A 24,249-nucleotide genomic window follows, 5' to 3' on the forward strand; every position below is an offset into this window, starting at 1 on the left:
TTAGAACTTTTTCCCAATATGCAGCGCGACGATGCCACCGGTTAAGTTGGTATATTCTACTTCATCAAACCCAGCCTCTGACATCATCTGTTTTAGAGTCTCCTGATCGGGATGCATACGAATTGACTCAGCCAGATACTTATAACTTTCAGAGTCATTGGCGACAACTTTACCCATCGCCGGTAGAAGAGAGAAAGAATAGACATCATAGACTTTAGATAGGGCTGGCAATACTGGTTTAGAAAACTCAAGCACTAACAGCTTGCCACCCGGCTTTAGAATTCGATACATGGATTCAAGCGCTTTTTCCTTCTCGGTAACGTTACGAAGACCAAAAGCTATCGTGATGCGATCAAAATAATTATCCGGGAAAGGTAGGCACTCGGCGTTAGCCTGAACATACTCCACATTACCGACGATACCGCTATCGACAAGTTTGTTGCGCCCGACTTTAAGCATCGATTCATTGATATCTGCTAAAACCACTTTACCGCTTGGACCAACGATTTTTGAAAACTTGGCAGTGAGATCACCGGTACCACCGGCTATATCAAGAATAGTCTGGCCGCTGCGTGCTGCAGCGCGTTCTATGGTGTAACGCTTCCAGACTCTGTGCACACCGAATGACATGAGATCATTCATAACATCATATTTGGCTGCTACCGAGTGAAATACCTCAGCAACTTTAGCCGCTTTCTGGCTTTTATCCACAGTTTGATAACCAAAATGGGTCGTATTATCTGAAGTGTTCTTATCGTGCTCTGTCATAGTATTGGGCTTTGTTAATTAATCGCTGTGCTTTGGATCGAAAGTGTTTACCGATGTATCTTTGCTACGCGTTAGTCCGGCGGCTTCCAGTCGCATTAAATACTGTTGCCAGTTGGTCTGATGGTCGCGTCCGAGCTCATAAAGTGTTTGCCAAGTATACAGTCCACTGTCATGTCCGTCATCAAATGTGAGCTTGATGGCGTACCGACCAACTGCCTCAATATTGGTAATTTGGACGTTCTTTTTGCCACCAATGATGGTCATTTCCTGATTACCGTGGCCTCTCACTTCTGCTGAAGGTGAAAATACTCGAAGATATTCATAGGGTAGGAAATAAGTATTACCTGGAAAGGCGACTTCGAGTTGTTGGCTTTTTTGATGCAGCTTGATGGCTGTGGGTATTGGTGAACCTTCTGGCGGCATATTGCTTACTGAACAAGGGCTAAGTTGCTCCGATTGTAACAGAAATGATGAGGTGGGTTATAAGGTTATATACAGATTTGTTGTTTTATCACTGAGAAATTGAGCAAACTCATCAGGCATAAAAAAAGCTGACCCGAAGGTCAGCTTTTTAAGTTATCGCCAAAGCGATAATTACTGCCAGTCAACCTGTAGAGTTACACCTGAGTAAGAAGAGTAACCACGGATGCTGATGTACCAACGATCTTGAGCTGGGTTAGAGAAAGAACAAGATTCATTGTTACCATACTTATATGGACGGCAATCGTAACTTGATGTAGTAGGCTGTGAACCACGACGTACATACAAGTCTGCGTCACCTGAGCCACCACTCATTTGAACATTCAAGCTGCTCATGCCAGCAGGAATATCAACATAGTAGTGAGTGAAGCTACCTGAAGCACCTGATAGGTTTTCAAGAGTTGCACTACCGCCTGCTGGAGGAGGGTTTGTACCACCGCCATCGTGAGTTGCTACTAAGTTAACGTTAGAATAGCTAGTGTAACCACGAACCATTACATAGTAAGTACCAGCTTGTGCTGAGAAGTCACAAGACTCGGTATTACCATTACGGTACGGACGACAGTCATAGCTAGAAGTAGTAGGCGCGCTACCGAATTTAACGTAGATATCAGCATCACCAGTACCACCTGACATATCGAAACTTACGTTTGAAGCACTTGATGGTACATCAAAAGTGAAGTCAGTTTCTGAGCCTTGAGCACCAGAGAAAGTTACCGATACGCCATTTTCTAGCTCATTGCCACCTGGAGGTGGTGGTGGAGGAGGAGTTGAACCATCAAACAAGCTGTACAACAACAAGTTTGGAGAACCAGATTTAGCATCGCTAACTTTGCCTGAAGTTGCAGCATTTTCGATAGCCGCTTCAACTTGAGCAGGAGTAGCGTTAGGGTTGTTTGCCAAGTAAAGAGCAGCAACACCAGCTACGTGTGGAGAGGCCATTGAAGTACCACTGATAGTGTTAGTACCACCATTTGACCATGCTGAAGTGATGCTAGAACCTGGAGCATAGATGTCTAGGCAAGAACCGTAGTTTGAGAAGCTTGAACGTGAATCGCTTGAAGTTGTAGAACCTACAGTAATTGCACTTGGCTCACGAGCTGGCGAGTAGTTACAAGCGTTGCTGTTATCGTTACCAGCAGCAACTGCAACAGTTACACCAGAAGCAACAAGGTTAGCAACCGCGTTATCTGTAGCAGATGAAGCACCGCCACCTAAGCTCATGTTAGCAACAGCAGGTTTAACGTGGTTGTTAGCAACCCAGTCAATACCAGCGATTACGCCAGAGTTAGTACCGCTACCGTTACAGCCTAGAACTTTCAAACCATAAAGCTTAACGCCTTTAGCTACACCGTAAGTAGAACCACCTACAGTACCTGCTACGTGCGTACCGTGACCATTACAGTCATTTGGATTGCTGTCGTTATCAACGAAGTCATAACCACCCATAAAGCGACCGCTGAACTCACTGTGTGAGCCTAGGATACCGGTATCGATGATGTATGCATTAACGTTACTAGCAGTTGTGTTGTAAGTGTAAGAACCACTTAAAGGAAGGTTACGCTGATCAATGCGGTCAAGGCCCCAAGTGGCATTGTTTTGAGTAGCATTGATGCTAACGATTTGGTCTTCCTCAACTAGAAGTACGTTAGGATCCTGAGCAAGCTTTTGTGCTGCTTTCTCAGACATATTGAATACGCCGCCTTTAACGGCTTTGGTAAAGGTGCGCTGAACTTGAGCCTGATATTTACGGCTTAAGTTATCGCTTACCATAGCAATAGCTTGTTCAGAAGCATTGCTAGAGAATAGTCCCATATTAGCTGTCACCGCATCATCCTTTAGAACAACAATGTATTGTCCTTTTACGGCTTTTTCAGGTTGAGCTGCTGCTTTGAACTCACCAGCATATGCGCCGGTTACGCCCGTCGCCAGCAAAACACCTGCGACTACTTGGTTTAGTTTCATGTTAAAACACCCCTTAGTGTTGTTTATTTTATGGTCCTCGAAGATCGAGGCTCTAGGACTCTACTAAAAATTATCACTTCGGAACAATAATATTTATGCATTTAGGCGGTTTTGATAAGTAAATTTTGACGGCTGTCTAATTTGTACAGAGCGTTACAAAACAAATACAAATCACGATGTTAGTGTTTACTATCATCAAAATCCTTTGTTTTAATGCGTTTGCGCTTTACAGCTAAGTTGTTTTTGAAGTGCCGGAGGATTTTAGAAGGTTTTTGTATTTATCTTAGATATCTTCTATTGTTCTTTTTTTTGCACTTAAAAATCTAATGGATAATAAAAGCCTTGAGAATCAATGTGTTGAGTAGTTTATTCGTTAAAAAAGCATAAAAAAGCCCGAAATTCTTCGGGCTTTGATTCATAGACTGAATTAATGGTTAAAGAATGAAACGGCTGAGATCTTCATCGTCCGCTAATTCCGATAATTGCTTAGTGACATAAGCTTCATCAATGATCAAGGGTTCCAAATTCTCACTGGCGTCAAAGGAAACCTCATCTAACAGACGCTCCATCACTGTATGCAAGCGGCGAGCACCAATGTTTTCTGTGGTTTCATTCACCTGGAATGCATATTCTGCGATTTTTGCGATACCGCTTTCGGCAAACTCTATCTTTTTGCCTTCAGTTTCAAGTAGCGCTTGATACTGTTTGGTCAAAGCTGCGTCCGGTTCGGTCAGGATGCGCTTAAAGTCATCAGGTGTTAAGGCTCGTAGTTCGACACGAATTGGTAGGCGGCCCTGAAGCTCCGGAATCAGATCAGAAGGTTTAGACAGGTGGAATGCACCTGAGGCAATAAACAGAATATGGTCAGTTTTTAACATGCCATACTTGGTATTAACGGTGCAGCCTTCCACTAATGGGAGCAGGTCTCTTTGAACACCTTCGCGTGATACACCGCCATCGTTATGTTCGCCCCGTTTGGCTACCTTATCGATTTCATCAAGAAAGACGATGCCGTGTTGTTCTACCGCTTCTACCGCCTTAATCTTCAGTTCTTCCTGATCAATCAATTTGGCAGCTTCTTCCTCGGTCAGCATTTTCAGAGCATCTTTAACTTTGAGTTTGCGTTTCTTACTTTTACTTGGCGCCATGTTCTGGAACATGGACTGCAACTGACTGGTCATATCTTCCATACCCGGAGGAGCCATAATATCGATACCAACGGCCATCTGGGCAACATCGATTTCAATATCTTTGTCATCCAGCTCGCCCTGGCGCAATTTCTTGCGGAAGATCTGACGAGCGGAAGAATCCTGAGATTCTGCTGGCTGATCCCAGTCACTATCGCTGGATTTGCGAGGAGGGGGTAATAGTGCATCAAGAACTTTTTCTTCAGCTGCATCCTGAGCACGGTTTTGAACTTTTGCCATTTCCTGCTCACGTAGCATTTTAAAAGCGGCATCGACCAAATCGCGAATAATGGATTCGACATCACGGCCGACATAGCCCACTTCAGTGAACTTGGTGGCTTCGACTTTAATAAAGGGAGCGTTGGCCAATTTCGCCAGGCGGCGGGCAATTTCAGTTTTACCCACACCGGTAGGGCCAATCATCAGGATGTTTTTGGGAGTGATTTCGTTGCGCAGATCTTCGCTGACCTGCATTCTACGCCAGCGATTACGCAGGGCGATGGCCACGGAGCGTTTAGCATCTTTCTGACCAATGATGTGTTTATCCAGTTCATGGACAATTTCACGAGGTGTCATAGACATAATGTTGTACTCTTTTGTAAATACTTTAATTCAGCTTCAGTCACTAGTAATTGTTAGTAGGCAGGTACTACTTAATAACTAAGCTCTTCAATGGTCTGGTTGTGATTGGTGTAAATGCAGACATCACCGGCGATTGTTAGACCTGTCTCGACAATTTCTCGAGCGCTTAAATCGGTTTTCTGTAACAGGGCCTTAGCTGCAGATTGTGCGAAGGGGCCACCAGAGCCAATGGCTATCAAGTCATCTTCAGGCTGTATCACATCGCCATTACCAGTAATAATCAGAGAGTTCTCTTTATCGGCCACTGCAAGTAGTGCTTCCAGGCGACGCAATGCCCGATCAGTTCGCCAGTCTTTCGCTAGTTCGACAGCGGCGCGCATCAGCTTTCCGCCATGGGCTTCCAGCTTCTTTTCAAAGCGCTCAAACAAGGTAAAGGCATCTGCGGTTCCGCCGGCAAAGCCAGCGATCACCTGGTCGTTATAGAGACGGCGGACTTTGCGGGCATTCCCTTTCATGATGGTGTTACCGAGCGACACCTGGCCATCACCGCCAATCACAACAGTACCATTGCGACGTACTGATAAAATAGTTGTTCCACGATATTGTTCCAAAATATTCTCCGGAGTCAGTCTTATTCTTGGCAATAGTGGCTAGATGGGGGCTGGGGCAGTAAATTCAAGGAGGAATACAGCAATTACAGTAGCAGTTCGAAAAAAGAAAAAGCCCGAATGATTCGGGCTTTTGAGGTAGAGGTGAGCTCAGATGTTTATGATGTACTGGTTTACCAAATCCGACAATCCTGATAATTATTGTCCTGCAATTTGTGGCGATCACTTTCTGCGGCACGCTTCGAATTGTATGGCCCCAGGCGTACTCGGTACCAACCATCTTTTTCTTCAACATTGGCCTGAAAGCCAATGAAAGCCATTTCCACCTTCATGGACTCTGCATCATCCTGCTTGCGGAATGCTCCACACTGCATAATGTAGGTTTTGTTACTGTCCGTGTTTGTAACTCGGGTTGCATCAACTTTGATTTCTTTATTAGTCAAAGTTTCATGATAGGTAAACTTAGGCTCCGAAGTCTCATTCTCCGCTGACTCTGATGTTTGAGTTGTTTTCGAGTCAACTTTTTCTGCCTGCTCCTTTACTGGAATGACTTCTTTAATCATTTCAGGCTTTTTGACCAGTACCCACAGGAATACTGCGAATAAGGTGATGAGAACGCCACCAATGAAAACCAGAACCGGGGATAATGGTTTGCGGGAAGGTGTGTTTTGACGGGGGCTGCGCTTATTGCTTTTGCGTGCTGTCTTACGTTTCTTGGCGTAATCCTTGGTCATTCTTATACTCTTAACAAACTGCGGCTAAAAAATTATCAATGGTGAAGCCAAATATCAGGCCCATTGGGCAATGTTGCTATTGTATGTGGTATTGGCTGCTTAGCCAACTGAGAAAGACGACAAAGTGTGAGATGGTGACGGAAGCGGCTCACAAAAGATTTGCATGAGCTAGAAGGGATCCTGCGGATCAATATCAATTGACCAGCGAACCTTACGAGCGCTGGGCAGTTGTTCAATATTGGAAATTACTGGCTTTAAGGCCCTTTGAATTAAGCCTCGTTGTTGCGCCTGACATAAAAGCTGTGCCCGCATCTTACCGGCGCGTTTAGCCATCGGAGCAGGGAAGGGGCCAAAGCAGTCAAGGCCCGTTATCTGATGTAATGACTGGCTGACATCTTTTAAAAACTGCATTGGATATTGCAAGGTCGTGGCTTCTGCACGAAACAATGCCATTGAGGCATAGGGAGGCAACATTCCTGCTTCGCGCTCCGCTAATATTTGCTGACTGAGAGATTGGTAATCCTGAGTAAAGAGGTTTAGCAACAATGGGTGCTCAGGGTGATGGGTTTGTATCACTACCTCACCAGGCTGATCGGCTCGCCCTGCCCGACCGGCGACCTGAGTTAATAGCTGTGCGGTTCTTTCGGTCGCTCTGAAGTCCGCACTGAAAAGGCAGCCATCTATGTCTACTACTGCCACCATGGTCAGGTTAGGGAAGTGATGTCCTTTGGCCAGCATTTGAGTACCGACGAGAATATCGACTTCGTTATTTTTTATAGCCGTCACATAGTCCTGCATTGCCTGTTTACGTCGTGTGCTGTCCCGGTCAATTCTGACTACTTTCTTATTGGGGAAGGCATTGATCAAGGCTTGCTCAAGTCGTTCGGTTCCCAGCCCAACAGGAAATAAATCCTCAGCTCCGCATTCTGGACATTGTTTCGGCATAAATACCTGTTTATCACAATGATGACAATGCAGGCGTTTCTGCTGTAAATGAAGAGTCATATGCTTGTCGCAGCGTTGGCAGTCCGCAATCCAGCCGCAGCCATGACACATCAGGCTTGGAGCAAAACCGCGTCGATTGAGGAACACCAGGCATTGATTGCCGTTATCAAGGTGACGCTGCATATTGTCTAATAATGGTTGCGACAATCCGTTATTAAGGTGGCGTTGGCGTATGTCGAGCACTTTGATATGAGGCGGCTTGGCATTGGCTGCCCTTTTGCGTAATGTCAGATGAACCAACTTACCCTGATTAACATTGTACATTGACTCCATTGACGGGGTGGCGCTGCCCAATACCACCGGAGTCTGCTCGTCTCTGGCTCGCAGAATAGCTAAATCACGCGCTGAATAACGAAAACCTTCCTGCTGTTTATAGGAAACATCATGCTCTTCATCGACTACGATAAGTCCAAGATTTGCGAAAGGCGTAAATAAAGAAGAGCGCGTTCCAATTACGATTGAAGTAAGTCCTTGCTTCGCTTTTAGCCAAATATTTAAGCGCTGTCTGTCAGTAAGACCCGAGTGAAGCATGGCAATATCGCAGTCAAAACGGCGTTTAAATCGCTGTACGGTTTGCGGTGTCAGACCAATTTCTGGAACCAGCACCAAAACCTGTTGTTGATTGGTTAAGACCTTTTCAATCAGTTGCAAGTACACTTCTGTCTTTCCGCTGCCAGTTACTCCATCCAGTAGGAATCCCTGAAACTGACCAATAGATTTTTGCATGGATTCAACGGCATGGCGTTGCTCCGGATTTAGGTCTAACGAGTTAGAAGTTTGGCCATGAGAAGTTGGAGTTGGTTTAATCACTTCTTTTTGTAACCAGCCTTTTTCGACCAATGGCTTAAGTTGACTGGGAGTTAGCTCAAGCTGCTCGAGATCGGAGGCTTGAATTGTCCCTTGATGGTCGATTGCCCACAGTAGAATCTTGTGCTGCTTAACTGCATTCTTATTTAAGTCAGGAAAGGCGGACTGTCCATCAGCTGTCAGCTTCCAACAGTATTCAGGCTCAAGTTGTGCTGGCTCACCTTTATTCAACAGGCTTGGTAGGCAGGTGGTAAAAACATCGCCGATCGGATGCATATAATAGTCAGCTGCCCACAATAACAGTTTGAATAAATGGTTCGGTAGTAAAGGCTCGCTATCAATGACTTCCAGTATGGCCTTGAGTTTGTTTTGCGGTGTTGAAGATATTTCAGTATGTGCAACCACAATACCAACCAACTGCTGACGTCCAAAGGACACCCTCACTCTCGAGCCAATGGGCGGAGTCGCATGCTGACCCACCAGGTAATCGAAACTACGGCGCAATGGCGTGGGAACAGCGACTTTTAATATAGGCTTAGACTGAGGCATGGATGCACAATTGATTAAAGTTGGGCTAAGCATAGAAAGACTGTGCTGTTAAGGCAACTTTAAAATTGAACTTGTTGGTTAACTGGTACGACTTGTGTTCAAGAAAAAGTCTGCTAATGTAGCAATGGTTACAAGATTTGCTAACAATAACGTTGTGTTAACACAACATATATGTAACAAAAACATCAATACAAATGGGGGTAATCTATGAAAATCGGTACTTTAGCCTTTTTAGCTGGCCTGGTCATCGCTGTTATTGGAGCATTCGTCAATGTTGAATGGTTTCCTTGGGTATTAGCTGCTTTAGGTTTGGTTGTGGGCTTTTTGAATATCTCAGGTGGTGAAACTCGTCGCTTCCTGATTGCTGCAATCGCATTCATGATGTCAGCATATTCATTAGACACGCTACCAATGGTTGGCGAAATGATCGGCAATATCATGCACAATATTGGCTATTTCGTCGGTTCAGCAGCCTTACTGGTAGCAATTAAAGCACTATTTGAGCTCAGCAAGGATTAATTCGAATTCCTGAGTTTTACTTAATTGTTCTTATAATAGTAATAATTGTACATAACTTTTAACGACCCAAATGGGTCGTTTTTTTATGCTTTAACCTGTCAAGTAATTAGTTCTAAGTAATTCAAATTTAAAGAAATGACAAGTCATATATGCATTGCTTTGTTTAAAATATAACCAGTTGATTTCTATTGATTGTATCAAAATGTATCAATTAATTGGTACAAAATGCATACAAAAAGTAATGCGGATCTGACTCGATCTTTTGTTTAATTTTGTGATACAGTTCGCACAACTCGAACTCGATAGAGGTTATCTCCCATGAATTATTTGAAAAGAACTGCTTTAGCTTTTGGTTTATTGCCAGCTTTTGCTGTTGCTCCTGTAGCCAATGCAGCATCATTAGACGTTGATGTAGACATCGCTCTACCAAACGTTGTTATTTTATATGGTTACACAGACATTGATTTGACCATGACTGCAGATCAGTTTGGTCCTCTACTAGATTCAAACTGTACAGCTGATGACTGTTCAGTAGCTGATACAGCTCCAAAGTCGGGTGTTATTAACAACGGTTCAGTAGATCTTGCATTCACAAACAATGCAGCCGGTACTAATCCAACAATCACATTAGACAACAGCTGGGGTGTTCGTAGCTTCGGTTATACTGCTTTGTCACCAACTATTACTGATAATGGTAGTGATGCACCAGTTGGCAACTTGGCTATTCAGCAAATTACTACCCCTTCTGCTTCACTACAAACTGGTTCTGTATCTTTTGATTTAGACTTGTCGCAAATCAGCACTAACAACGTGCGTGCTAGCTACACAATCACTGTAGTAGGCTCTTAATATCGAGTTTGCAGGTCTATTCAAATGTTTGCCTGTGCAAAAAAGCCGAGCATGAGTTGTTCGGCTTTTTTTGTCTTAAGCCTTGTATCGGCGATCGGTTTACTGTGCGCCGGTAAGGCTGGCGCTGCACAGCAGGAAACTGCGCGCTGCGAATCATCGCGACTATCGATTCAGCTTAGACGTGGTGACTTAGCCGGAACAGGTAACAATAGCGCTTCGCAATCCATTGGTATCAATACCACCAAAACTGGCCAGGTAACGATTGGTACCCCAATTGATTTAAATATCGCTGCTGATGTTGGTAGCAACTTTAATGGTATTGTCACAACTGACACCAGTGACTGGGTGTGGAGAGCAACAGCTACCAATGGTGGTGGCTTTAAAGGTTTTTTGACAGCCCAATTTGTTTTTAGTGGTCTGGCAATTGGCGACAATAAAATATGTAGTGGTCCAAACTCATGCCTGACGGTGACTAATGTTGAAAGCATTGTTACCAACCTTGAATATAAGCAGGGTAGTGGCAAGTTACTGTCAGCTGAGGGCCGAGTAAGACTGACCGTCGATGTCAGTCAGGCCAATGAGTCGGGTAATTATCGATCAAATCTATCGGTCAGTATTTATGATAATTGGAACGGTAACCAAGCGCTGATAGACTGTATTTAGTTTTCAGCATAAAAAGAGCCCGCTATGAACTCTCAATCTCACCCTTGTAACCTGTTAAAAATATTGGCTTTTGTGTTTTTTCTTCTTCTGTCGGAAAGCGCTGTTGCTGCTCAAAATTTAGAGCCAAAGTTAGCCATTTCACCATCACGCATCGAAATGTCGCCAGAGAAAAAAGCGACAGAAAGTATTACGGTACTGAACCTTGGCAGTAGCCCAATGCAAGTAGAAGTCTATATCCAAAACTGGGACTTTGACGCTAATAACAACTATCGTGCATTACCGCCTAATGAACAAAGCCTTGATCAATGGCTGATCATTAATCCTGTTCGACTAACCATTCCAGCCAAAAGCCAGCAGACCGTGCGTCTGGCTGTGCGCCCAAGAGTTAAACCTGAAGATGGTGAGCATCGAGCGATGGTTTTTTTCCGTCAGCTCAATGATCAGGGTAAGGGGCTGAATTATAAGTTTAATGTAGGTGTTCCGATTTATGCTTATTTTGGTGAAGTTAAACGTGAATCGGAGCTTCTTGGAATGGACTTTGATCCAATCAAGTTGCAATTTGTTTTCGATATTGCCAACAAAGGTAATGCCTATGTGCGCCCTGAAGGTGTCTTCATAGCCATGAAAGCAACTGATGCAGGTTCTGACGCCGACATACTAAAGAAACTCGACCTGGAAAAAATGACAGTTGATGGTCTGGGAGCTCTTGCCAGCGGCAAGCTTGCTGCAAAACCTGTTTTCGCTGGTACGCGTCGTCAGGTGCTTTCAGCTGTGCCAATTAAAGAAATATTAAATGAGTCCTATGTAGTTGCTATCAAAGCCAAAATAGGACAACAAACTTTTACAGAAGTCTATCGCATTAACATTGGGGAATAAGTTTCACATTGAAAACGATTTTATGGACAAAATTGCTTTTGTCAGGGCTACTATTGTGCTTGCCCCTGGCTGCTTATTCTCAAACATCTTCTTCAGCACAGACACAAATACAAAGTAATCCTTTTCCTGAAAAACAGCAGAAAGACTCGCTGGATTTACACCGTCCGGTTGATGTACAGACTGCTTATTTTGACGCTGCAAGTTCTGGCTATGGTGGTGGTCGTTCCTATGGCTTCCGCAAGATTCTGGTTGGTCTTGAGGTTAACAATAAAGAAGTTCTGGTTCTCGACATCGTTCAGACTGAAAGTGATTACCTGGTGCCTATCAAGGAAGTCTTTCCTGTCATTCAAGCAAGTTATACTCTTGAGCATGGTGTTTTAACCATACGAGTTCCTGGCAGTGAAGTTGAAATGTCTTCGCGGGTAACTTACCGAATTGATGGTGAGTTATGGGCGTCGCTTGGAACCCTCAACGAATACCTAAAAGTTAATGCCCGTTTTGATCCGGCAAAGTATGCAGTAACCTTTCTACCACCCTGGCAGGAAGAAACCAAAAAGACTGATGCTCCTGCTGAATCTCTAGAGGTTGAGTTTGGACCAGACCCTTTCAGTCTGCGTCAGATTCGTTTAACTCATGAAGTCCAGGGCGTGGAAAAAGATGACGAAGCATTAGAGTTTGATATCTTAACTGAGCGCAGTGAGTTGGTAGCAACAGGATCAGCTGCAGAAGGGTCATGGCTAATTGATGCCGAGAAAGTGAATGACGAAAGCTGGAAGCTTGACGATTATTTCTGGACTAAAAGAAGTGATCATCACCAGTGGCTGATTGGTAAACAGACAGTCAGTCCATCGGTTATTTCACCTGCGGTGACCATGACGGGGGGGCAATATTTCTATAGTAATCAGGCCATTCCATACAACGCTTATCAGGATATTTCCCAGTCCAGCTTTTTTCGCGAATTAGGTAATTCTGTACAGCGTATTCGAGGTACTGCAGAACCGGGTGCAATTGCCGAACTTTATGTTAATAATCAATTGGTTGGTGAAACATTTGTGCGGCTCGATGGGACCTATGATTTCGGAGAGTTTAGAACCGAATCAAGCCTGTTTAATGAAATTGAAGTGGTCATTCTTGACCCGGTGAATCGCTCTGAACTGGAAAGGCAGCTAAAAACCCGAGCAAGCTCAGATTATCTGCTAAATGAAGGACAAGTAGTTACCAGTGTGGCGCTCGGCAGAAAGGGAAACTGGCTTGACCCAGATTATGTCAATCAGGGCAATGCAGGTATGTTTCTTTATCGCTACGGTATTTCTGATAGTACGACCGTCGAGGCCGGATATTTACTTGATGACACCTCTGTAACTACTACCGGAATTGTTTCATCTCTGGGTAATAACTTTGTTGGGGCAATGCGTGTTGCCGACAGAAATAATGCCATTGCAACACAGTTAGAACTGGATGGTTTTGGTAAACATTGGCGTTTGTCGACCTTTGTACGCCAGGAAGAAGCTAACTTTTATGAAGGGCGTGACGAGAAAGTCACCTCGGCCAATGGTTATTATTACTATACCCCCGACCCTTCCTTACGATTAGAGCTTTTGGGGCGTTACCAAGAAACGGGAGATAAGGTCAGCTATGTCAAACCGGGTATTTTTTACAGTCCCAGTTACAATTTTTCGGTAGGAACACGCCCTGATGCGGATGGCGATTATCGTACCGAGCTTTTTTACCGACCTTCTCAGGATGCGCGTTTTCGTATCACTCACAAACCTGATGAGCAAACGGGGCGATTTGAGTGGAATGCATCTGATAATGTGAATGGTTATATGTCGGGTCGTATGTATAAAGATACCATTGGTAACCAAACTTACGAAAATACCATTATTGAGAAGGCCGTTGGTTTTTATTGGTACCCTGATAGTTGGACTGACTACCGTCAGTTTCGATTTGAGCTGAATCATTCGAATGAATACGGTGTGGGAGTATTTACGGAGTATCGTACTCAGTTAATGCCCGGAGTTTATTTTGATCTAAGATTACGTGATGCTGATCCACAGTTTGATGGTGGGTTATCTGCGTTTGCGCGAATTTCAATGGACTTTGCAGTGGCTAAAGGCAGCCTGGTCCCGAGTAGCAACCGACTGGCTTACAATACAGCGGGCACCATTGCTGGAACCATCAAAACCGATGGAGACTGTTCTGAACTTGAACATGTTAGTCTGTTATTAAATGGGGTCGCATACAAGGTTCCGGTGAAAGCCTGTACCTTCTACCTCGATTATGTGACTCCAGGTCTCTACAAGGTCATGCTGGATGGAGAATTTATGCCGATTGATATGGTGCCGGAAGGCAAGAGTCATGTGATAAAGGTTGCGCCATCCTCTGTGACAAATGTGGATTTTGTCGTTAATTCAGAATACAGCGCTATGGGGCAGCTCAAATCTGCAACGGGGCAGGCTTTATCCAATGTCAGATTAACTCTGTTTAACGAGAAGGGGGAAATCATGACAGAAACTCTGACTGATCAGTTTGGCTATTACAGAGTTGATGGTCTGGTGAATGGCAACTACACCATTAGTGTTGTGGGAATTGGTGGTCAAAAACTTGCAGAGCGAACTTTTAGCATTGATGGTGACTTCCTGTTTGGTGTTGATATCATCATGCCGCCATCACTGCCACGACAATAGCCCTATAAATACGGGCTTTGGGCTTGATCTAAAGGGGTTGTAAGCGTATGATCGCGCTTCTTTAAATCTTGAGTGGTGTTTGGCGCAGTTTAGGTCTGTTGCCCGAATGGCGACTCGCAACAAGAGAGCACTATTATGAAGCAAGGTATTCACCCAGAATATAAAACTGTAACTGCAACTTGCAGCTGCGGTAATGTTATCGAAGTTGGTTCTACAGGCTCAGACGTTAACTTAGACGTTTGTTCAGCTTGCCACCCATTCTATACAGGTAAGCAGAAGATTGTTGACTCAGGTGGCCGTGTAGACCGTTTCCGTAAGCGTTTCGGTAGCCGTAAATTGAAATAAGCAATCGATACATTTACGCGATAGATATAAAAAAGGCACTTTCGAAAAGTGCCTTTTTTTATGGCTGCTATTTATAAGCTAGTTACTAGAAGTTAGAAAATAGAGCCAGGATCAGTTGTCTGCTCCTGCTCCTCTTCCTGTTCAGATTGATTCTGCAACTGCTTTAGCTCTTCATCCAGTTGCTTCTCCAGAGCCTCTCTGGAAGACTCGCCATTGGTTTCACTGTCAGTAGAAGACTTTTCCAAAAGACGCATCAATTCATCATCAAACAGCTCATCAATCGGCTCTTCGCGCTGCTGCGTATTATAGATGGTATTGAAGTCTTCCTGATCCTGCTGCGCTACTTCAGTCGGTACATTATCATCACGGAAGTATTCAAATATGGCATTGGTCTGGCCAAGTGCTGCAAGTTTACCTGTTTCTGGATCAATCTTAGTCGAAACTACGCCTGGAGGCTGGATCATTTCTTTTGAAGGAGTACCTTCAAGAACTTGCTCCATGAAAGTTGCCCAGATCGGCAAGGCTGCTCGTCCGCCATATTCGTATTGGCCAAGACTGCGTCGGTGGTCAGAAAAACCTACCCATGCGCTAGCTACCAGGTCTCGATTAAAACCAGAGAACCAGGCATCTTTATAATCATTGGCTGTACCGGTTTTTCCCGCAAGATCGCTGCGCTTAAGTAAGGAGCTATTACGACGGGCCAACTGAGTAGTGGCGGTTCCGCTGTGAATGACATCCTTCATCATGTCGTAAATTATGAAAGCATCCCTTGGGTCGACCACTTGCTTTGCAATTCTATCTTCAGGCATTGGCAAAGCAGGCTCATTACGAATTTCAGGGGAGAATTTCTGCTCACGAATCTGGTTTTCGATGCGCATCTGCTCGCACTCATCACAAACCAGCATTGGGCTGGCCTGATATAAGATATCTCCTACAGAGGAGCTGATTTCTTTAATGTAGTAGGGTTCGACCTGATAGCCGCCATTTGCCAGAACTGCGTATGCGGAAGCCATCTCAAGAGGAGTGAAGCTCGCGGTTCCAAGAGCCAAAGACTGGTATGGGTCCATATGTTCATCGGGTAAGCCGAGGTTAACCAGAAACTGCTCGGCGTAATCGGCACCGATGGCATCAATAAGGCGAGTAGAAATGGTATTAATTGAACGCTTAAGACCAATTCTCAGGCGAGTTGGACCATTGTATTTCAAGTTGTCATTTTGTGGACGCCATACTTCATCGATAGACTCATTAACTCTAACGAAAGGGGCATCATTAACCAGACTCGCAGCGGTAAAGCCTTTAGAAAATGCTGCGGCATAAATAAAGGGCTTTATGTTAGAGCCTGGTTGGCGGCGAGCCTGAGTGACCAGGTTAAATTTATTGGAGGCAAAATCGAAACCGCCCACCAGAGCCGTAATCGAACCATCGTGTGGACTCAAGGCTACAAATCCAGCAGATGCTTCGGGTATTTGTGAAAGATGCCATTGGTCTTCTGCAACCTTAAGAATACGGATGATACTGCCGGCACTGACAATATCTGAGGCTTTTTCAGGTTTGTTACCAATTCGTGAATCACTGATGAACTTTGCTGCCCATTCCAAGCCTGGCCATTCAATCTTCAGCAACTGATTGTCTTTGCTTAATACCTCAATCGATTTCTCATCAACATTGAGCACGACCGCTGGCAAAAGTGGGCCAATGGTCGGAGTGCTATCCAGCAAAGTCAGCAGACCTTCTCTATCATTGGCATTGAATTCTTCAAGAATAAGCTCAGGACCTTTGTAGCCATGACGACGGTCATACTCCAGCAGACCTTCGCGTAAGGCTTGGCTTGCCGCTTTTTGTTGCTGTGATTCAATGGTTGTTTGGACAATAAGCCCCTGATTATAGGCGACATCGCGTCCAAATTTTTCAATCACATCGAGACGCGCCATTTCTGCAACATACGGTGCTTCAAGATCGAGATCTGCAGTGTGTTTTTTAGCTGATAATGGGGTCGCAATCGCTTCTTCATACTCCGCCTGGTCAATATAATTTTGCTCCACCATACGGCTGAGAACCAGATTACGACGCTGGAATGCTCGCTCAGGATTTGAAATCGGATTGTATGCTGACTCACCCTTGAGTAGACCTGCCATCATTGCGGCCTGTGGAAGGGTCAATTCAGTCAGATCCTTGCCATAATAAACTTGAGCTGCAGCGCCAAGGCCATAAGCACGATGACTGAAATGAACTTTATTGACGTAAATTTCAAGGATTTCTTCTTTACTCAGCTCTTCTTCCATTTTGATGGCCAAGAACATCTCAACCAGTTTGCGCTGTAATCGTTGATCCCGAGTCAGGAACATATTACGGGCGGTCTGCATGGTAAGAGTACTTGCCCCTTCAGAAAACTCGCCACTGAACAGGGCTACCTTGATCACGCGCAATAAACCTTGAATATCGACCCCGCCATGTTCAAAAAAACGTTGATCTTCTGTGGCAATAAGCGCATTAATAAAGTCTTGAGGAACTTGCTCCAGTTCGACAGGAACTCGGCGGACGTCACCAAACTCACCGATTAGTTTCCCGTCAGCGGTATAAATTCTCATTGGAGTCTGAAATTTTACATTCTTGAGAGAATCGATTGCGGGTACTTGAGGCGCTGAAAAGAGGTAAGCTCCAAGAACGATTAAAACCATAAATATTGTGAGTAGACTCACAAAAAAGGCTATTTTCTTCAATATATTGATGGTCATTTTTTCAGAAAGTTTTATTGTGGGCTGTGAAAGCTCGGGAAATAATTGAGCACCAGTATACCTTTTTCTAAAAAAAAGGCTGAATTTTTTTGTAAATCAGTGTAAATATAGTATCTTAGAGACGTTAGTTAATAAAAAAGTTTAACTTTCGTGATGAAAAAGTATGCACTTTTTTGGGGACAAGTCTAAGATAGATAACGCATAGGGAAGATGTTGAACCAACTTAATGAGGCATAGGATTTATGGTTCTGGGGTTATTCAAAAAGAAACAAGTACCAGTCATCGGTATCGATATCAGCTCGACAGCTGTTAAGGTACTCCAGCTTGGCAAAGTGGGGAATCGTTACAGAGTTGATCGTTATGCGGTAGAACCACTACCACAAGGTGTGGTGGTTGAGCGCGATATTCGTGATACTGAAGCCGTCGGCAATGCAATCAAGAAAGCTGTCGATAAGGCTCGTACAACAACAAAATATGCAGCCGTGGCCGTTTCTGGTTCCGCGGTTATCACTCGTTCTATTCAGATGGAAAAGGGACTGACCGACCAGGAGATGGAAGACGTCATCAAGGTCGAAGCAGATCAATATATACCTTATCCATTGGAAGAGGTTAATCTTGACTTTGAGGTCTTGGGTGATTCAGATGTGAATGATAACCAGGTTGACGTACTATTAGCAGCGTCTCGAAGCGTGAACGTAGATTCTCGTGTTGATGCACTGGAAATTGCGGGCCTGATTCCAAAAGTGGTGGATATTGAGGCTTACGCCATTGAGCGTGCTTATCAGTTAACCAAAAAGAAGACCGTTGAGCATATCGAAAACTCGGTAGTGGCCATTGTGGATATCGGTGCCACCATGACCAGCTTAAATGTTTTGCGTAATGGACAGGTTATTTATAACCGCGAGCAGTTATTTGGTGGTAACCAACTAACTGAGGAAATTCAAAGCCGTTACGGTTTGTCATATCAAGAAGCTGGCTTGGCGAAAAAGCAGGGTAGCTTGCCTGATGATTACGAAACAGAAGTTCTGATTCCATTCGCGGAAATTATAACCCAGCAAGTGGGGCGCGCCTTACAGTTCTTCTTCTCTGCGAGCGAATTTAATTCTGTTAATGAAATCATTTTGGCGGGCGGTTGTTCCTCAATTGATGGCCTTGATGGCATGATTCAGGAGCACCTGGGAACCCCAACACGGGTTGCTAACCCATTTGCTGAAATGTCGATTTCTTCCCATGTGAATACTCAGGCTTTAAGTGCGGATGCTCCAGCGATGATGATTAGCTGTGGACTAGCACTAAGGAGTTTCGACTAATGGCACGCATTAACTTACTCGACTGGCGTGAGGAACTGCGTCAGGAGCGACAAAAAGAATTCTTTATTACTTTATTTTTAATGGCAATTCTTGCTGGCCTGATTTGGTTCTTGGTGCATTCAGTTATGGCGTCAAGAATTGAGAGTCAGCAAGCCAGAAATCAGTTTCTGGAAACTGAATTAAGACAGCTTGATCGTCAAATTGCTGAAATTAATAAGTTGGAGAAACAACGTGAAGAATTAATCAAGCGTATGGATCTGATTCAGGGGTTGCAGCAAAGCCGTCCAGAGGTGGTACGTATGTTTGATGAGTTAGTGAACGTTGTTCCGGAGGGTATCAATTTAACAACTTGGGAGAGGAAAGGTACAAACCTAACTTTTACCGGGCAGGCGGAAACAACACCTCGTATATCGGAGTTTATGCGTAAAATGGACGCTGCAGAGCGTTTAAAAACCCAAGCTTTAAGAGATGTTAATAAAGATGATAAAGGTATGCCAGCCCAAAACTTTGTTTTAGATGCTGAGCAAATAACCCCAGGCCTTGAAAATAATGGCCAGCAGGAAGGAGGTCAATAATGGCTGATTTAAGTCAATATCAAGACTTTAATAATATTGGGTCGTGGCCTCTTCCAGGCAAAATCTTTGTTATCGTGGCTGTGATGCTGGTAGTGCTAGGTCTAGGTTATTACCTTGATACGAAAGATCAGGTTAGTGCCCTAGAGTCCGCACAGGTCAAAGAAACTCAATTAATTGAAGAGTTTAAGACAAAGTATAAGAAGGCTGCGAATTTACAGGCTTATCGTGATCAAATGGCTGAAATGCAGGAAACCTTTAAAGGGTTATTGCAGCAGCTGCCACGAAATACAGAGATTCCAGGGTTGCTTGATGAAATATCATATGCGGCTACAGGTGCCGGGGTCGAACTTCTGTCACACAAGTACTTAGATGAAGTAAAGCAGGAGTTTTACATCGAGAAGCCAATTCAAATTTTAGCGACTGGAAGTTACCACCAAATTGCTGACTTTGTCAGTCGCATTTCTGGTTTGCCTCGAATTGTGACTTTGCATGATTTTAAAATTGAACCTGCACGTTCAGCTGCAAATAACAGAAGAGGCGCGCAACCGGATTCTGAGGGGGCAGAGCGCTTAAGCTTCAGTGTACTTGCCAAAACTTATCGTTATGAATCAGAGGATGAGCAGCAGTGAGTTACCGTAATAACAAAATAGCAACCCTACTGGGGTTATCAGTAATGATGGGGATGCTTGCAGGTTGCGAGGATGCTGACTTGTCCAGCCTACAGGCACAGGTTCAACAGATAAAGAATGATACACCAACGAGTGTGCCACCGTTGCCGGAAGTGAAGCCCTATGAGCCATTCACATATTCTGCATCGGATATGCGTAGCCCGTTTGCTAGGCTTGATCCTGAGTTTGAAAGCAGATTACTGCAGATTGATGCGGACTGTGTTTCTGACGTTAAGCCGGATCCAAATAGGCGTAAAGATGAATTAGAAAAATATGGTCTTGATGCATTGCAATATGTAGGCCTGATTTCCAATAACAAAGAGCACCGCGGTCTAGTTAAGATTTTGAGTGGTGACAGTGCAGGCGTAATACAACCTGTTCATGAAGGTGAGTATCTTGGCTTAGATGATGGTCGCATCACTAAGATTGATAGCAACCAAATCACCATTGAAGCCATAGTTCCCAATGGTCGTGGGTGTTGGGAAGCTCGCACACAATACCTTGTCTTAGGGCAGTAGGGGGCTGGACTATGAAAAATACAAACCATTTATGGACAAACAAGTCACAATTGGGTAAATCGACTATGTTGACAAAGACTACTACATTTATGAAAAGTTGCTCGGTTTTTGCTTTCGCGATGCTTGCATCGTGGGGAGTGCACGCCAGCCAACTTGAAGCCATTAACTACAACGTGCTTCCAGGGGACAAGGTTCAGCTGAGAATGACTTACTCAGACGTTCCACCAACACCTCAGGAGTTTACAACTGCAAACCCTGCCAGAATCTCAATGGATTTTGAAGGTGTTGACTCAGGACTAGATTTTAAAACAAAGGAAATTGGTGTCGGCGTTGTTAACTCTGTAACCGCTATCCAGGCTCAAAATAGAACTCGAGTAGTTATTAATTTGTCTGAACTAGTTTCTTATAACAGCCAAATAGAAGGTTCTGATTATGTCATTACCTTGGAACAAGGTAGTGTTGCCTCAAATAGTGGTACAAAGCCCAGCCGGACATCAAGTTATAGCACAGATTCAGGTTATGATATCTCAAGCATAGATTTCCGTCGTGGAGTGAATGGTGAAGGCCGAGTTCTTGTAAACCTTGGTAACCCAAGTGTTTCTGTAGACTTGCGTCAAGAAGGACGAACTGTAATTGCAGATTTCATGGGTGCAGATATAGATCCAGCATTCATTCGTAGGTTAGATGTAATTGATTTTGGAACTCCTGCACAAATAGTCGAAACCACTTCTCGCGGTAATGCTGTTCGTTTAGCCATTCGAGCAAATGATACTTTTGAATATTTGGCTTATCAGGCAAATAATCAATATACAATTGAATTGAAGCCTCTCACCCAGAAGGAAATTGAAAAACGTGAACGTGAACAGCCTAAATATTCAGGTGAAAGACTCACGCTTCAGTTCCAGGATATGGATCTAAAGGCTATCTTACACACTTTGGGTGACTTTGCGGGTATCAACATCGTTATCAGTGATGATGTCCAAGGCTCAATGGCTCTAAATTTGGTTAATGTACCTTGGGATCAGGCTTTGGATATTATCCTTAAATCGAAAGGTTTGGGTAAGCGACAAGATGGCAACGTCATGATGATTGCTCCTGCTGACGTAATTGCAGAACGCGAGCAACAGGAACTTGAGGCTAACAAGCAACAGGAAGAACTGGCTCCACTTCGTACTGAGCTTATCCAAGTCAATTACGCCAAAGCACCAGAAATAGCCGCTATCTTAAAGTCCGGACTGGGTTCGGATGAAGGGCAGTCTGTTGGAGTTCTATCTGAGCGTGGCTCCGTGTCAGTTGATCAAAGAACTAACACTATATTAGTTCAAGACGTAGCAACCAAGTTGGAAGATGTTCGCCGTTTAGTCGCGCAGCTAGATATCCCGGTAAGACAAGTACTAATTGAAGCAAGAATTGTAACCGCAGATGATGGATTCGCTCGTGACCTTGGTTCTCGTTTTGGAGTCAGTGATGTCATGAACTCTGGTGAAGTTAATAGTGACTTTAATGTTAACTTACCAATTGCTAATCCTGCTGGCTCTTTAGGTCTGTCATTTGCTCGCTTACAAGACGGAATCGTAGTAGATATGGAGCTTTCGGCTCTTGAGTCCGAGAATCGTGGTGAAGTGGTAGCAAGTCCAAAGGTAATCACGGCGAATCAAAAAGAAGCATATATAAAAGCTGGTGAAGAGATTCCTTATCAGCAGAGCTCAGGTGGTGCTGGTGGTCAAACCACGATTCAATTCAAAGAAGCAGTACTTGAATTAAGAGTGACTCCTCAAATTACACCTGATGGGAATGTAATCTTAGACTTGAGAATCATTCAGGATACAAGAGGTGAGTCTTTAATTTTTGATGGTGTTGCCGCCGCTCCTGCAATTAATACTCAAGAAGTAGGTACTCAAGTGTTAGTTGAGAATGGTGAAACCATTGTTCTTGGTGGTATTTTCCAACACAGAACGACTTACGACGAGTCTAAAGTACCATTGCTGGGTGATATACCTTTGCTGGGCTGGTTGTTCAAAAACACTCAGCGTGAGGACACCAAGCAAGAGCTGCTCATATTCGTAACACCAAAAATTATTGAGCAGGGCTTGAAAAACTAATCCCTCGTACCCAATTACTGAAAACCCAGGTATAATTCGCACGCCTGGGTTTTTGGTTTTTATCTGTTTTGGTAATCGAAGAGTTCAAAAAATACAATGAAAGGTAAGCGCAATATCTTTTTAGTGGGACCAATGGGTGCCGGTAAAACAACAATTGGCAAGCAGTTGGCCGAAATTCTTAAGCTTGAGTTTGTGGATAGTGACCATGAGCTTGAGGAACGTACGGGTGCGCCTATTGATTGGATCTTTGATATCGAAGGTGAAGATGGCTTTCGTAAAAGAGAAGAGGCCATACTGGAAGAGTTAACACAGCGTCAAGGCATTGTTCTAGCCACTGGAGGTGGTGCCATTGTTTCAGATAAGAGCCGAAACTTCCTGGCTGCAAGAGGCGTTGTTGTATATCTTGAGACATCAATTGAGCAGCAATTAGAAAGAACTCGTCGCGATAAACGTAGACCATTAATTCAAAATGATAATCCACGCGAAACATTAGAAAGTCTGATGAAAGAGCGTGAGCCACTTTATCTGGAAATTGCAGATTTAACCGTAGCTACCAATATTAGCTCCGTGAAATCAGTGGCAAAAGAAATTGTTGAGTTAATGGAACAACCTATTGCTTAAAGTCATAAGCCATTGAAATATATTGACTTATCTTTCGATTCAGAACCATTCACTTATAAGATTCTTATAGGCAAAGATCTTTTCAATAAAAAGGTCTTTGCTGATTCCTTAAAGGGCAACTCAGTTTTCATCGTTTCCAACGAAACGGTTGCACCACTTTATCTAGACCAGCTTAAACTTGCTCTATCCGACTATTCTGTATTTACCTATTTACTACCTGATGGAGAGCAGTACAAGAGTTTAGAAGCCTGGCAAGAGCTGTTAAACGGCATGATTTCTGTAGGGCTACGTCGCAATGACACCATTGTGGCGCTTGGCGGAGGTGTTGTGGGAGATATGGCAGGTTTTGCTGCAGCATGTCTCAATCGTGGTATGTCCATTATTCAGGTTCCTACAACTTTGCTGTCCCAGGTTGACTCTTCAGTGGGTGGAAAAACGGCAGTTAATCACCCGCTTGGTAAAAACCTGATTGGAGCTTTTCATCAACCTAGCCTGGTAGTATCTGATATCAAAACATTGGACACGCTCCCAGAGAGGGAGTTTTTAGCTGGTATTAGTGAAATCATTAAAGCAGCAATCATTGCTGACAGTGCCTTTTTTGAGTGGCTTGAAGAAAATGCGTTTCACATACTAGAGCATGATGAAAGTGCCTTGGTGACTATGATTGAAACCTCCTGTCGAATTAAAGCAGAGATAGTCGCAAAGGATGCTAAAGAAAAAGGTATTAGAGCCTGGTTAAATTTGGGGCATACCTTTGGTCATGCCATTGAAACATGTGCCGGATACGGCAAGCTATTACATGGCGAAGCGGTTGCCATTGGTATATGTCTGGCAGCAAAATTTAGTTCGTTTAAAAATAGCTTATCGGAAACAGATTTCGAACGAATAGTGGTAGTCATTCAAAAATTCGGTCTGCCAACCAAAATTCCTGGATATCTCAATGCAGCTGAATTAACCAGCGCCATGCGACTAGATAAAAAAAATACCAGTGAAAGCATTACCTTAGTTTTGCCAGAGAAAGTTGGTCAGGTTATGATTGATAAAAATGTTTCTCTAAATGAGATCAATGAGTTTTTAACACAAGCGATGGATTAAT

General features: G+C 43.9%; 21 protein-coding genes. 13 read left to right on the forward strand and 8 right to left on the reverse strand.

The features are described from left to right. From ubiE to priA, 7 genes are all read right to left on the reverse strand, one after another. Nucleotides 1-768: a bifunctional demethylmenaquinone methyltransferase/2-methoxy-6-polyprenyl-1,4-benzoquinol methylase UbiE gene (gene ubiE / locus B158_RS0103715; RefSeq protein ID WP_018624009.1), complete on the reverse strand. Its 768-nt coding sequence runs from the start codon at nucleotides 766-768 to the stop codon at nucleotides 1-3. Between the two features lie 18 nt (nucleotides 769-786). Next, complete coding sequence (locus tag B158_RS0103720; protein WP_018624010.1) at nucleotides 787-1,191, reverse strand: gamma-butyrobetaine hydroxylase-like domain-containing protein; 405 nt, start codon at nucleotides 1,189-1,191, stop codon at nucleotides 787-789. A gap of 171 nt (nucleotides 1,192-1,362) precedes the next feature. After that, the gene (locus B158_RS0103725) at nucleotides 1,363-3,213 is read right to left on the reverse strand and encodes a S8 family serine peptidase (RefSeq protein ID WP_018624011.1); all 1,851 of its coding nucleotides are present in this window, start codon (nucleotides 3,211-3,213) and stop codon (nucleotides 1,363-1,365) included. A gap of 434 nt (nucleotides 3,214-3,647) precedes the next feature. Continuing rightward, entirely contained in the window at nucleotides 3,648-4,982 is a 1,335-nt protein-coding gene (gene hslU / locus B158_RS0103730) for an ATP-dependent protease ATPase subunit HslU (RefSeq protein ID WP_018624012.1), read from the reverse strand. Between the two features lie 71 nt (nucleotides 4,983-5,053). Further along, nucleotides 5,054-5,593, reverse strand: a complete 540-nt coding sequence (gene hslV / locus B158_RS0103735; RefSeq protein ID WP_018624013.1) for an ATP-dependent protease subunit HslV — start codon at nucleotides 5,591-5,593, stop codon at nucleotides 5,054-5,056. A 170-nt stretch (nucleotides 5,594-5,763) separates the two neighbouring features. Beyond that, complete coding sequence (locus B158_RS0103740) at nucleotides 5,764-6,324, reverse strand: SPOR domain-containing protein (protein ID WP_018624014.1); 561 nt, start codon at nucleotides 6,322-6,324, stop codon at nucleotides 5,764-5,766. A 168-nt stretch (nucleotides 6,325-6,492) separates the two neighbouring features. Beyond that, nucleotides 6,493-8,685: a primosomal protein N' gene (priA, locus tag B158_RS0103745; RefSeq protein WP_026309221.1), complete on the reverse strand. Its 2,193-nt coding sequence runs from the start codon at nucleotides 8,683-8,685 to the stop codon at nucleotides 6,493-6,495. 207 nt (nucleotides 8,686-8,892) lie between these two features. On the opposite strand from priA, the gene B158_RS0103750 reads away from it, so the two are divergent. From B158_RS0103750 to rpmE, 6 genes are all read left to right on the forward strand, one after another. After that, nucleotides 8,893-9,204 carry a hypothetical protein gene (locus B158_RS0103750; protein WP_018624016.1) on the forward strand — a complete coding sequence of 104 codons (312 nt, stop codon included), beginning with the start codon at nucleotides 8,893-8,895 and terminating at the stop codon, nucleotides 9,202-9,204. Between the two features lie 318 nt (nucleotides 9,205-9,522). Continuing rightward, nucleotides 9,523-10,053: a hypothetical protein gene (locus B158_RS0103755; RefSeq protein ID WP_018624017.1), complete on the forward strand. Its 531-nt coding sequence runs from the start codon at nucleotides 9,523-9,525 to the stop codon at nucleotides 10,051-10,053. A 24-nt stretch (nucleotides 10,054-10,077) separates the two neighbouring features. Continuing rightward, entirely contained in the window at nucleotides 10,078-10,716 is a 639-nt protein-coding gene (locus B158_RS0103760) for a hypothetical protein (protein ID WP_018624018.1), read from the forward strand. A 24-nt stretch (nucleotides 10,717-10,740) separates the two neighbouring features. Continuing rightward, the gene (locus tag B158_RS0103765) at nucleotides 10,741-11,592 is read left to right on the forward strand and encodes a fimbrial biogenesis chaperone (RefSeq protein WP_018624019.1); all 852 of its coding nucleotides are present in this window, start codon (nucleotides 10,741-10,743) and stop codon (nucleotides 11,590-11,592) included. An 8-nt stretch (nucleotides 11,593-11,600) separates the two neighbouring features. After that, the gene (locus tag B158_RS0103770; protein ID WP_228127058.1) at nucleotides 11,601-14,279 is read left to right on the forward strand and encodes a carboxypeptidase-like regulatory domain-containing protein; all 2,679 of its coding nucleotides are present in this window, start codon (nucleotides 11,601-11,603) and stop codon (nucleotides 14,277-14,279) included. Between the two features lie 135 nt (nucleotides 14,280-14,414). Further along, entirely contained in the window at nucleotides 14,415-14,624 is a 210-nt protein-coding gene (rpmE, locus tag B158_RS0103775; protein ID WP_018624021.1) for a 50S ribosomal protein L31, read from the forward strand. Between the two features lie 92 nt (nucleotides 14,625-14,716). Here rpmE and B158_RS0103780 read toward each other — a convergent pair whose 3' ends face one another. Further along, nucleotides 14,717-17,212, reverse strand: coding sequence for a penicillin-binding protein 1A (locus B158_RS0103780; RefSeq protein WP_228127059.1), 2,496 nt, complete (start codon nucleotides 17,210-17,212; stop codon nucleotides 14,717-14,719). 389 nt (nucleotides 17,213-17,601) lie between these two features. On the opposite strand from B158_RS0103780, the gene B158_RS0103785 reads away from it, so the two are divergent. From B158_RS0103785 to aroB, 7 genes are all read left to right on the forward strand, one after another. Beyond that, nucleotides 17,602-18,669, forward strand: coding sequence for a pilus assembly protein PilM (locus B158_RS0103785; RefSeq protein ID WP_018624023.1), 1,068 nt, complete (start codon nucleotides 17,602-17,604; stop codon nucleotides 18,667-18,669). After that, entirely contained in the window at nucleotides 18,669-19,244 is a 576-nt protein-coding gene (locus tag B158_RS0103790) for a PilN domain-containing protein (protein ID WP_018624024.1), read from the forward strand. The genes B158_RS0103785 and B158_RS0103790 overlap by 1 nt, the downstream gene beginning before the upstream one ends. Then, nucleotides 19,244-19,873 carry a type IV pilus inner membrane component PilO gene (locus tag B158_RS0103795; protein ID WP_018624025.1) on the forward strand — a complete coding sequence of 210 codons (630 nt, stop codon included), beginning with the start codon at nucleotides 19,244-19,246 and terminating at the stop codon, nucleotides 19,871-19,873. Before B158_RS0103790 ends, B158_RS0103795 begins: the two co-directional genes overlap by 1 nt. Next, nucleotides 19,870-20,430: a pilus assembly protein PilP gene (locus B158_RS0103800; protein ID WP_033413822.1), complete on the forward strand. Its 561-nt coding sequence runs from the start codon at nucleotides 19,870-19,872 to the stop codon at nucleotides 20,428-20,430. Before B158_RS0103795 ends, B158_RS0103800 begins: the two co-directional genes overlap by 4 nt. An 11-nt stretch (nucleotides 20,431-20,441) precedes the next feature. Continuing rightward, nucleotides 20,442-22,532: a type IV pilus secretin PilQ gene (gene pilQ, locus B158_RS0103805; protein ID WP_018624027.1), complete on the forward strand. Its 2,091-nt coding sequence runs from the start codon at nucleotides 20,442-20,444 to the stop codon at nucleotides 22,530-22,532. 96 nt (nucleotides 22,533-22,628) lie between these two features. Then, nucleotides 22,629-23,153, forward strand: a complete 525-nt coding sequence (aroK, locus tag B158_RS0103810) for a shikimate kinase AroK (protein ID WP_018624028.1) — start codon at nucleotides 22,629-22,631, stop codon at nucleotides 23,151-23,153. Nucleotides 23,154-23,165: 12 nt separating this feature from the next. Continuing rightward, on the forward strand, nucleotides 23,166-24,248 hold the full coding sequence (gene aroB / locus B158_RS0103815) for a 3-dehydroquinate synthase (protein ID WP_018624029.1): 1,083 nt from the start codon (nucleotides 23,166-23,168) through the stop codon (nucleotides 24,246-24,248). Nucleotide 24,249 lies beyond the last annotated feature (1 nt).

The organism is Kangiella aquimarina DSM 16071 (genome assembly GCF_000374105.1).
Classification (GTDB): Bacteria; Pseudomonadota; Gammaproteobacteria; order Enterobacterales; family Kangiellaceae; genus Kangiella; species Kangiella aquimarina.

Excerpts from the sequence above, each read along its gene's own strand:
- ubiE (WP_018624009.1), bottom strand. The coding sequence starts at position 768 with ATGACAGAGCACGATAAGAACACTTCAGATAATACGACCCATTTTGGT.
- B158_RS0103720 (WP_018624010.1), bottom strand. The coding sequence starts at position 1,191 with ATGCCGCCAGAAGGTTCACCAATACCCACAGCCATCAAGCTGCATCAA.
- B158_RS0103725 (WP_018624011.1), bottom strand. The coding sequence starts at position 3,213 with ATGAAACTAAACCAAGTAGTCGCAGGTGTTTTGCTGGCGACGGGCGTA.
- hslU (WP_018624012.1), bottom strand. The coding sequence starts at position 4,982 with ATGTCTATGACACCTCGTGAAATTGTCCATGAACTGGATAAACACATC.
- B158_RS0103740 (WP_018624014.1), bottom strand. The coding sequence starts at position 6,324 with ATGACCAAGGATTACGCCAAGAAACGTAAGACAGCACGCAAAAGCAAT.
- priA (WP_026309221.1), bottom strand. The coding sequence starts at position 8,685 with ATGCCTCAGTCTAAGCCTATATTAAAAGTCGCTGTTCCCACGCCATTG.
- B158_RS0103750 (WP_018624016.1), top strand. The coding sequence starts at position 8,893 with ATGAAAATCGGTACTTTAGCCTTTTTAGCTGGCCTGGTCATCGCTGTT.
- B158_RS0103755 (WP_018624017.1), top strand. The coding sequence starts at position 9,523 with ATGAATTATTTGAAAAGAACTGCTTTAGCTTTTGGTTTATTGCCAGCT.
- B158_RS0103760 (WP_018624018.1), top strand. The coding sequence starts at position 10,078 with ATGTTTGCCTGTGCAAAAAAGCCGAGCATGAGTTGTTCGGCTTTTTTT.
- B158_RS0103765 (WP_018624019.1), top strand. The coding sequence starts at position 10,741 with ATGAACTCTCAATCTCACCCTTGTAACCTGTTAAAAATATTGGCTTTT.
- rpmE (WP_018624021.1), top strand. The coding sequence starts at position 14,415 with ATGAAGCAAGGTATTCACCCAGAATATAAAACTGTAACTGCAACTTGC.
- B158_RS0103780 (WP_228127059.1), bottom strand. The coding sequence starts at position 17,212 with ATGAGAATTTATACCGCTGACGGGAAACTAATCGGTGAGTTTGGTGAC.
- B158_RS0103785 (WP_018624023.1), top strand. The coding sequence starts at position 17,602 with ATGGTTCTGGGGTTATTCAAAAAGAAACAAGTACCAGTCATCGGTATC.
- B158_RS0103790 (WP_018624024.1), top strand. The coding sequence starts at position 18,669 with ATGGCACGCATTAACTTACTCGACTGGCGTGAGGAACTGCGTCAGGAG.
- B158_RS0103795 (WP_018624025.1), top strand. The coding sequence starts at position 19,244 with ATGGCTGATTTAAGTCAATATCAAGACTTTAATAATATTGGGTCGTGG.
- pilQ (WP_018624027.1), top strand. The coding sequence starts at position 20,442 with ATGAAAAATACAAACCATTTATGGACAAACAAGTCACAATTGGGTAAA.
- aroK (WP_018624028.1), top strand. The coding sequence starts at position 22,629 with ATGAAAGGTAAGCGCAATATCTTTTTAGTGGGACCAATGGGTGCCGGT.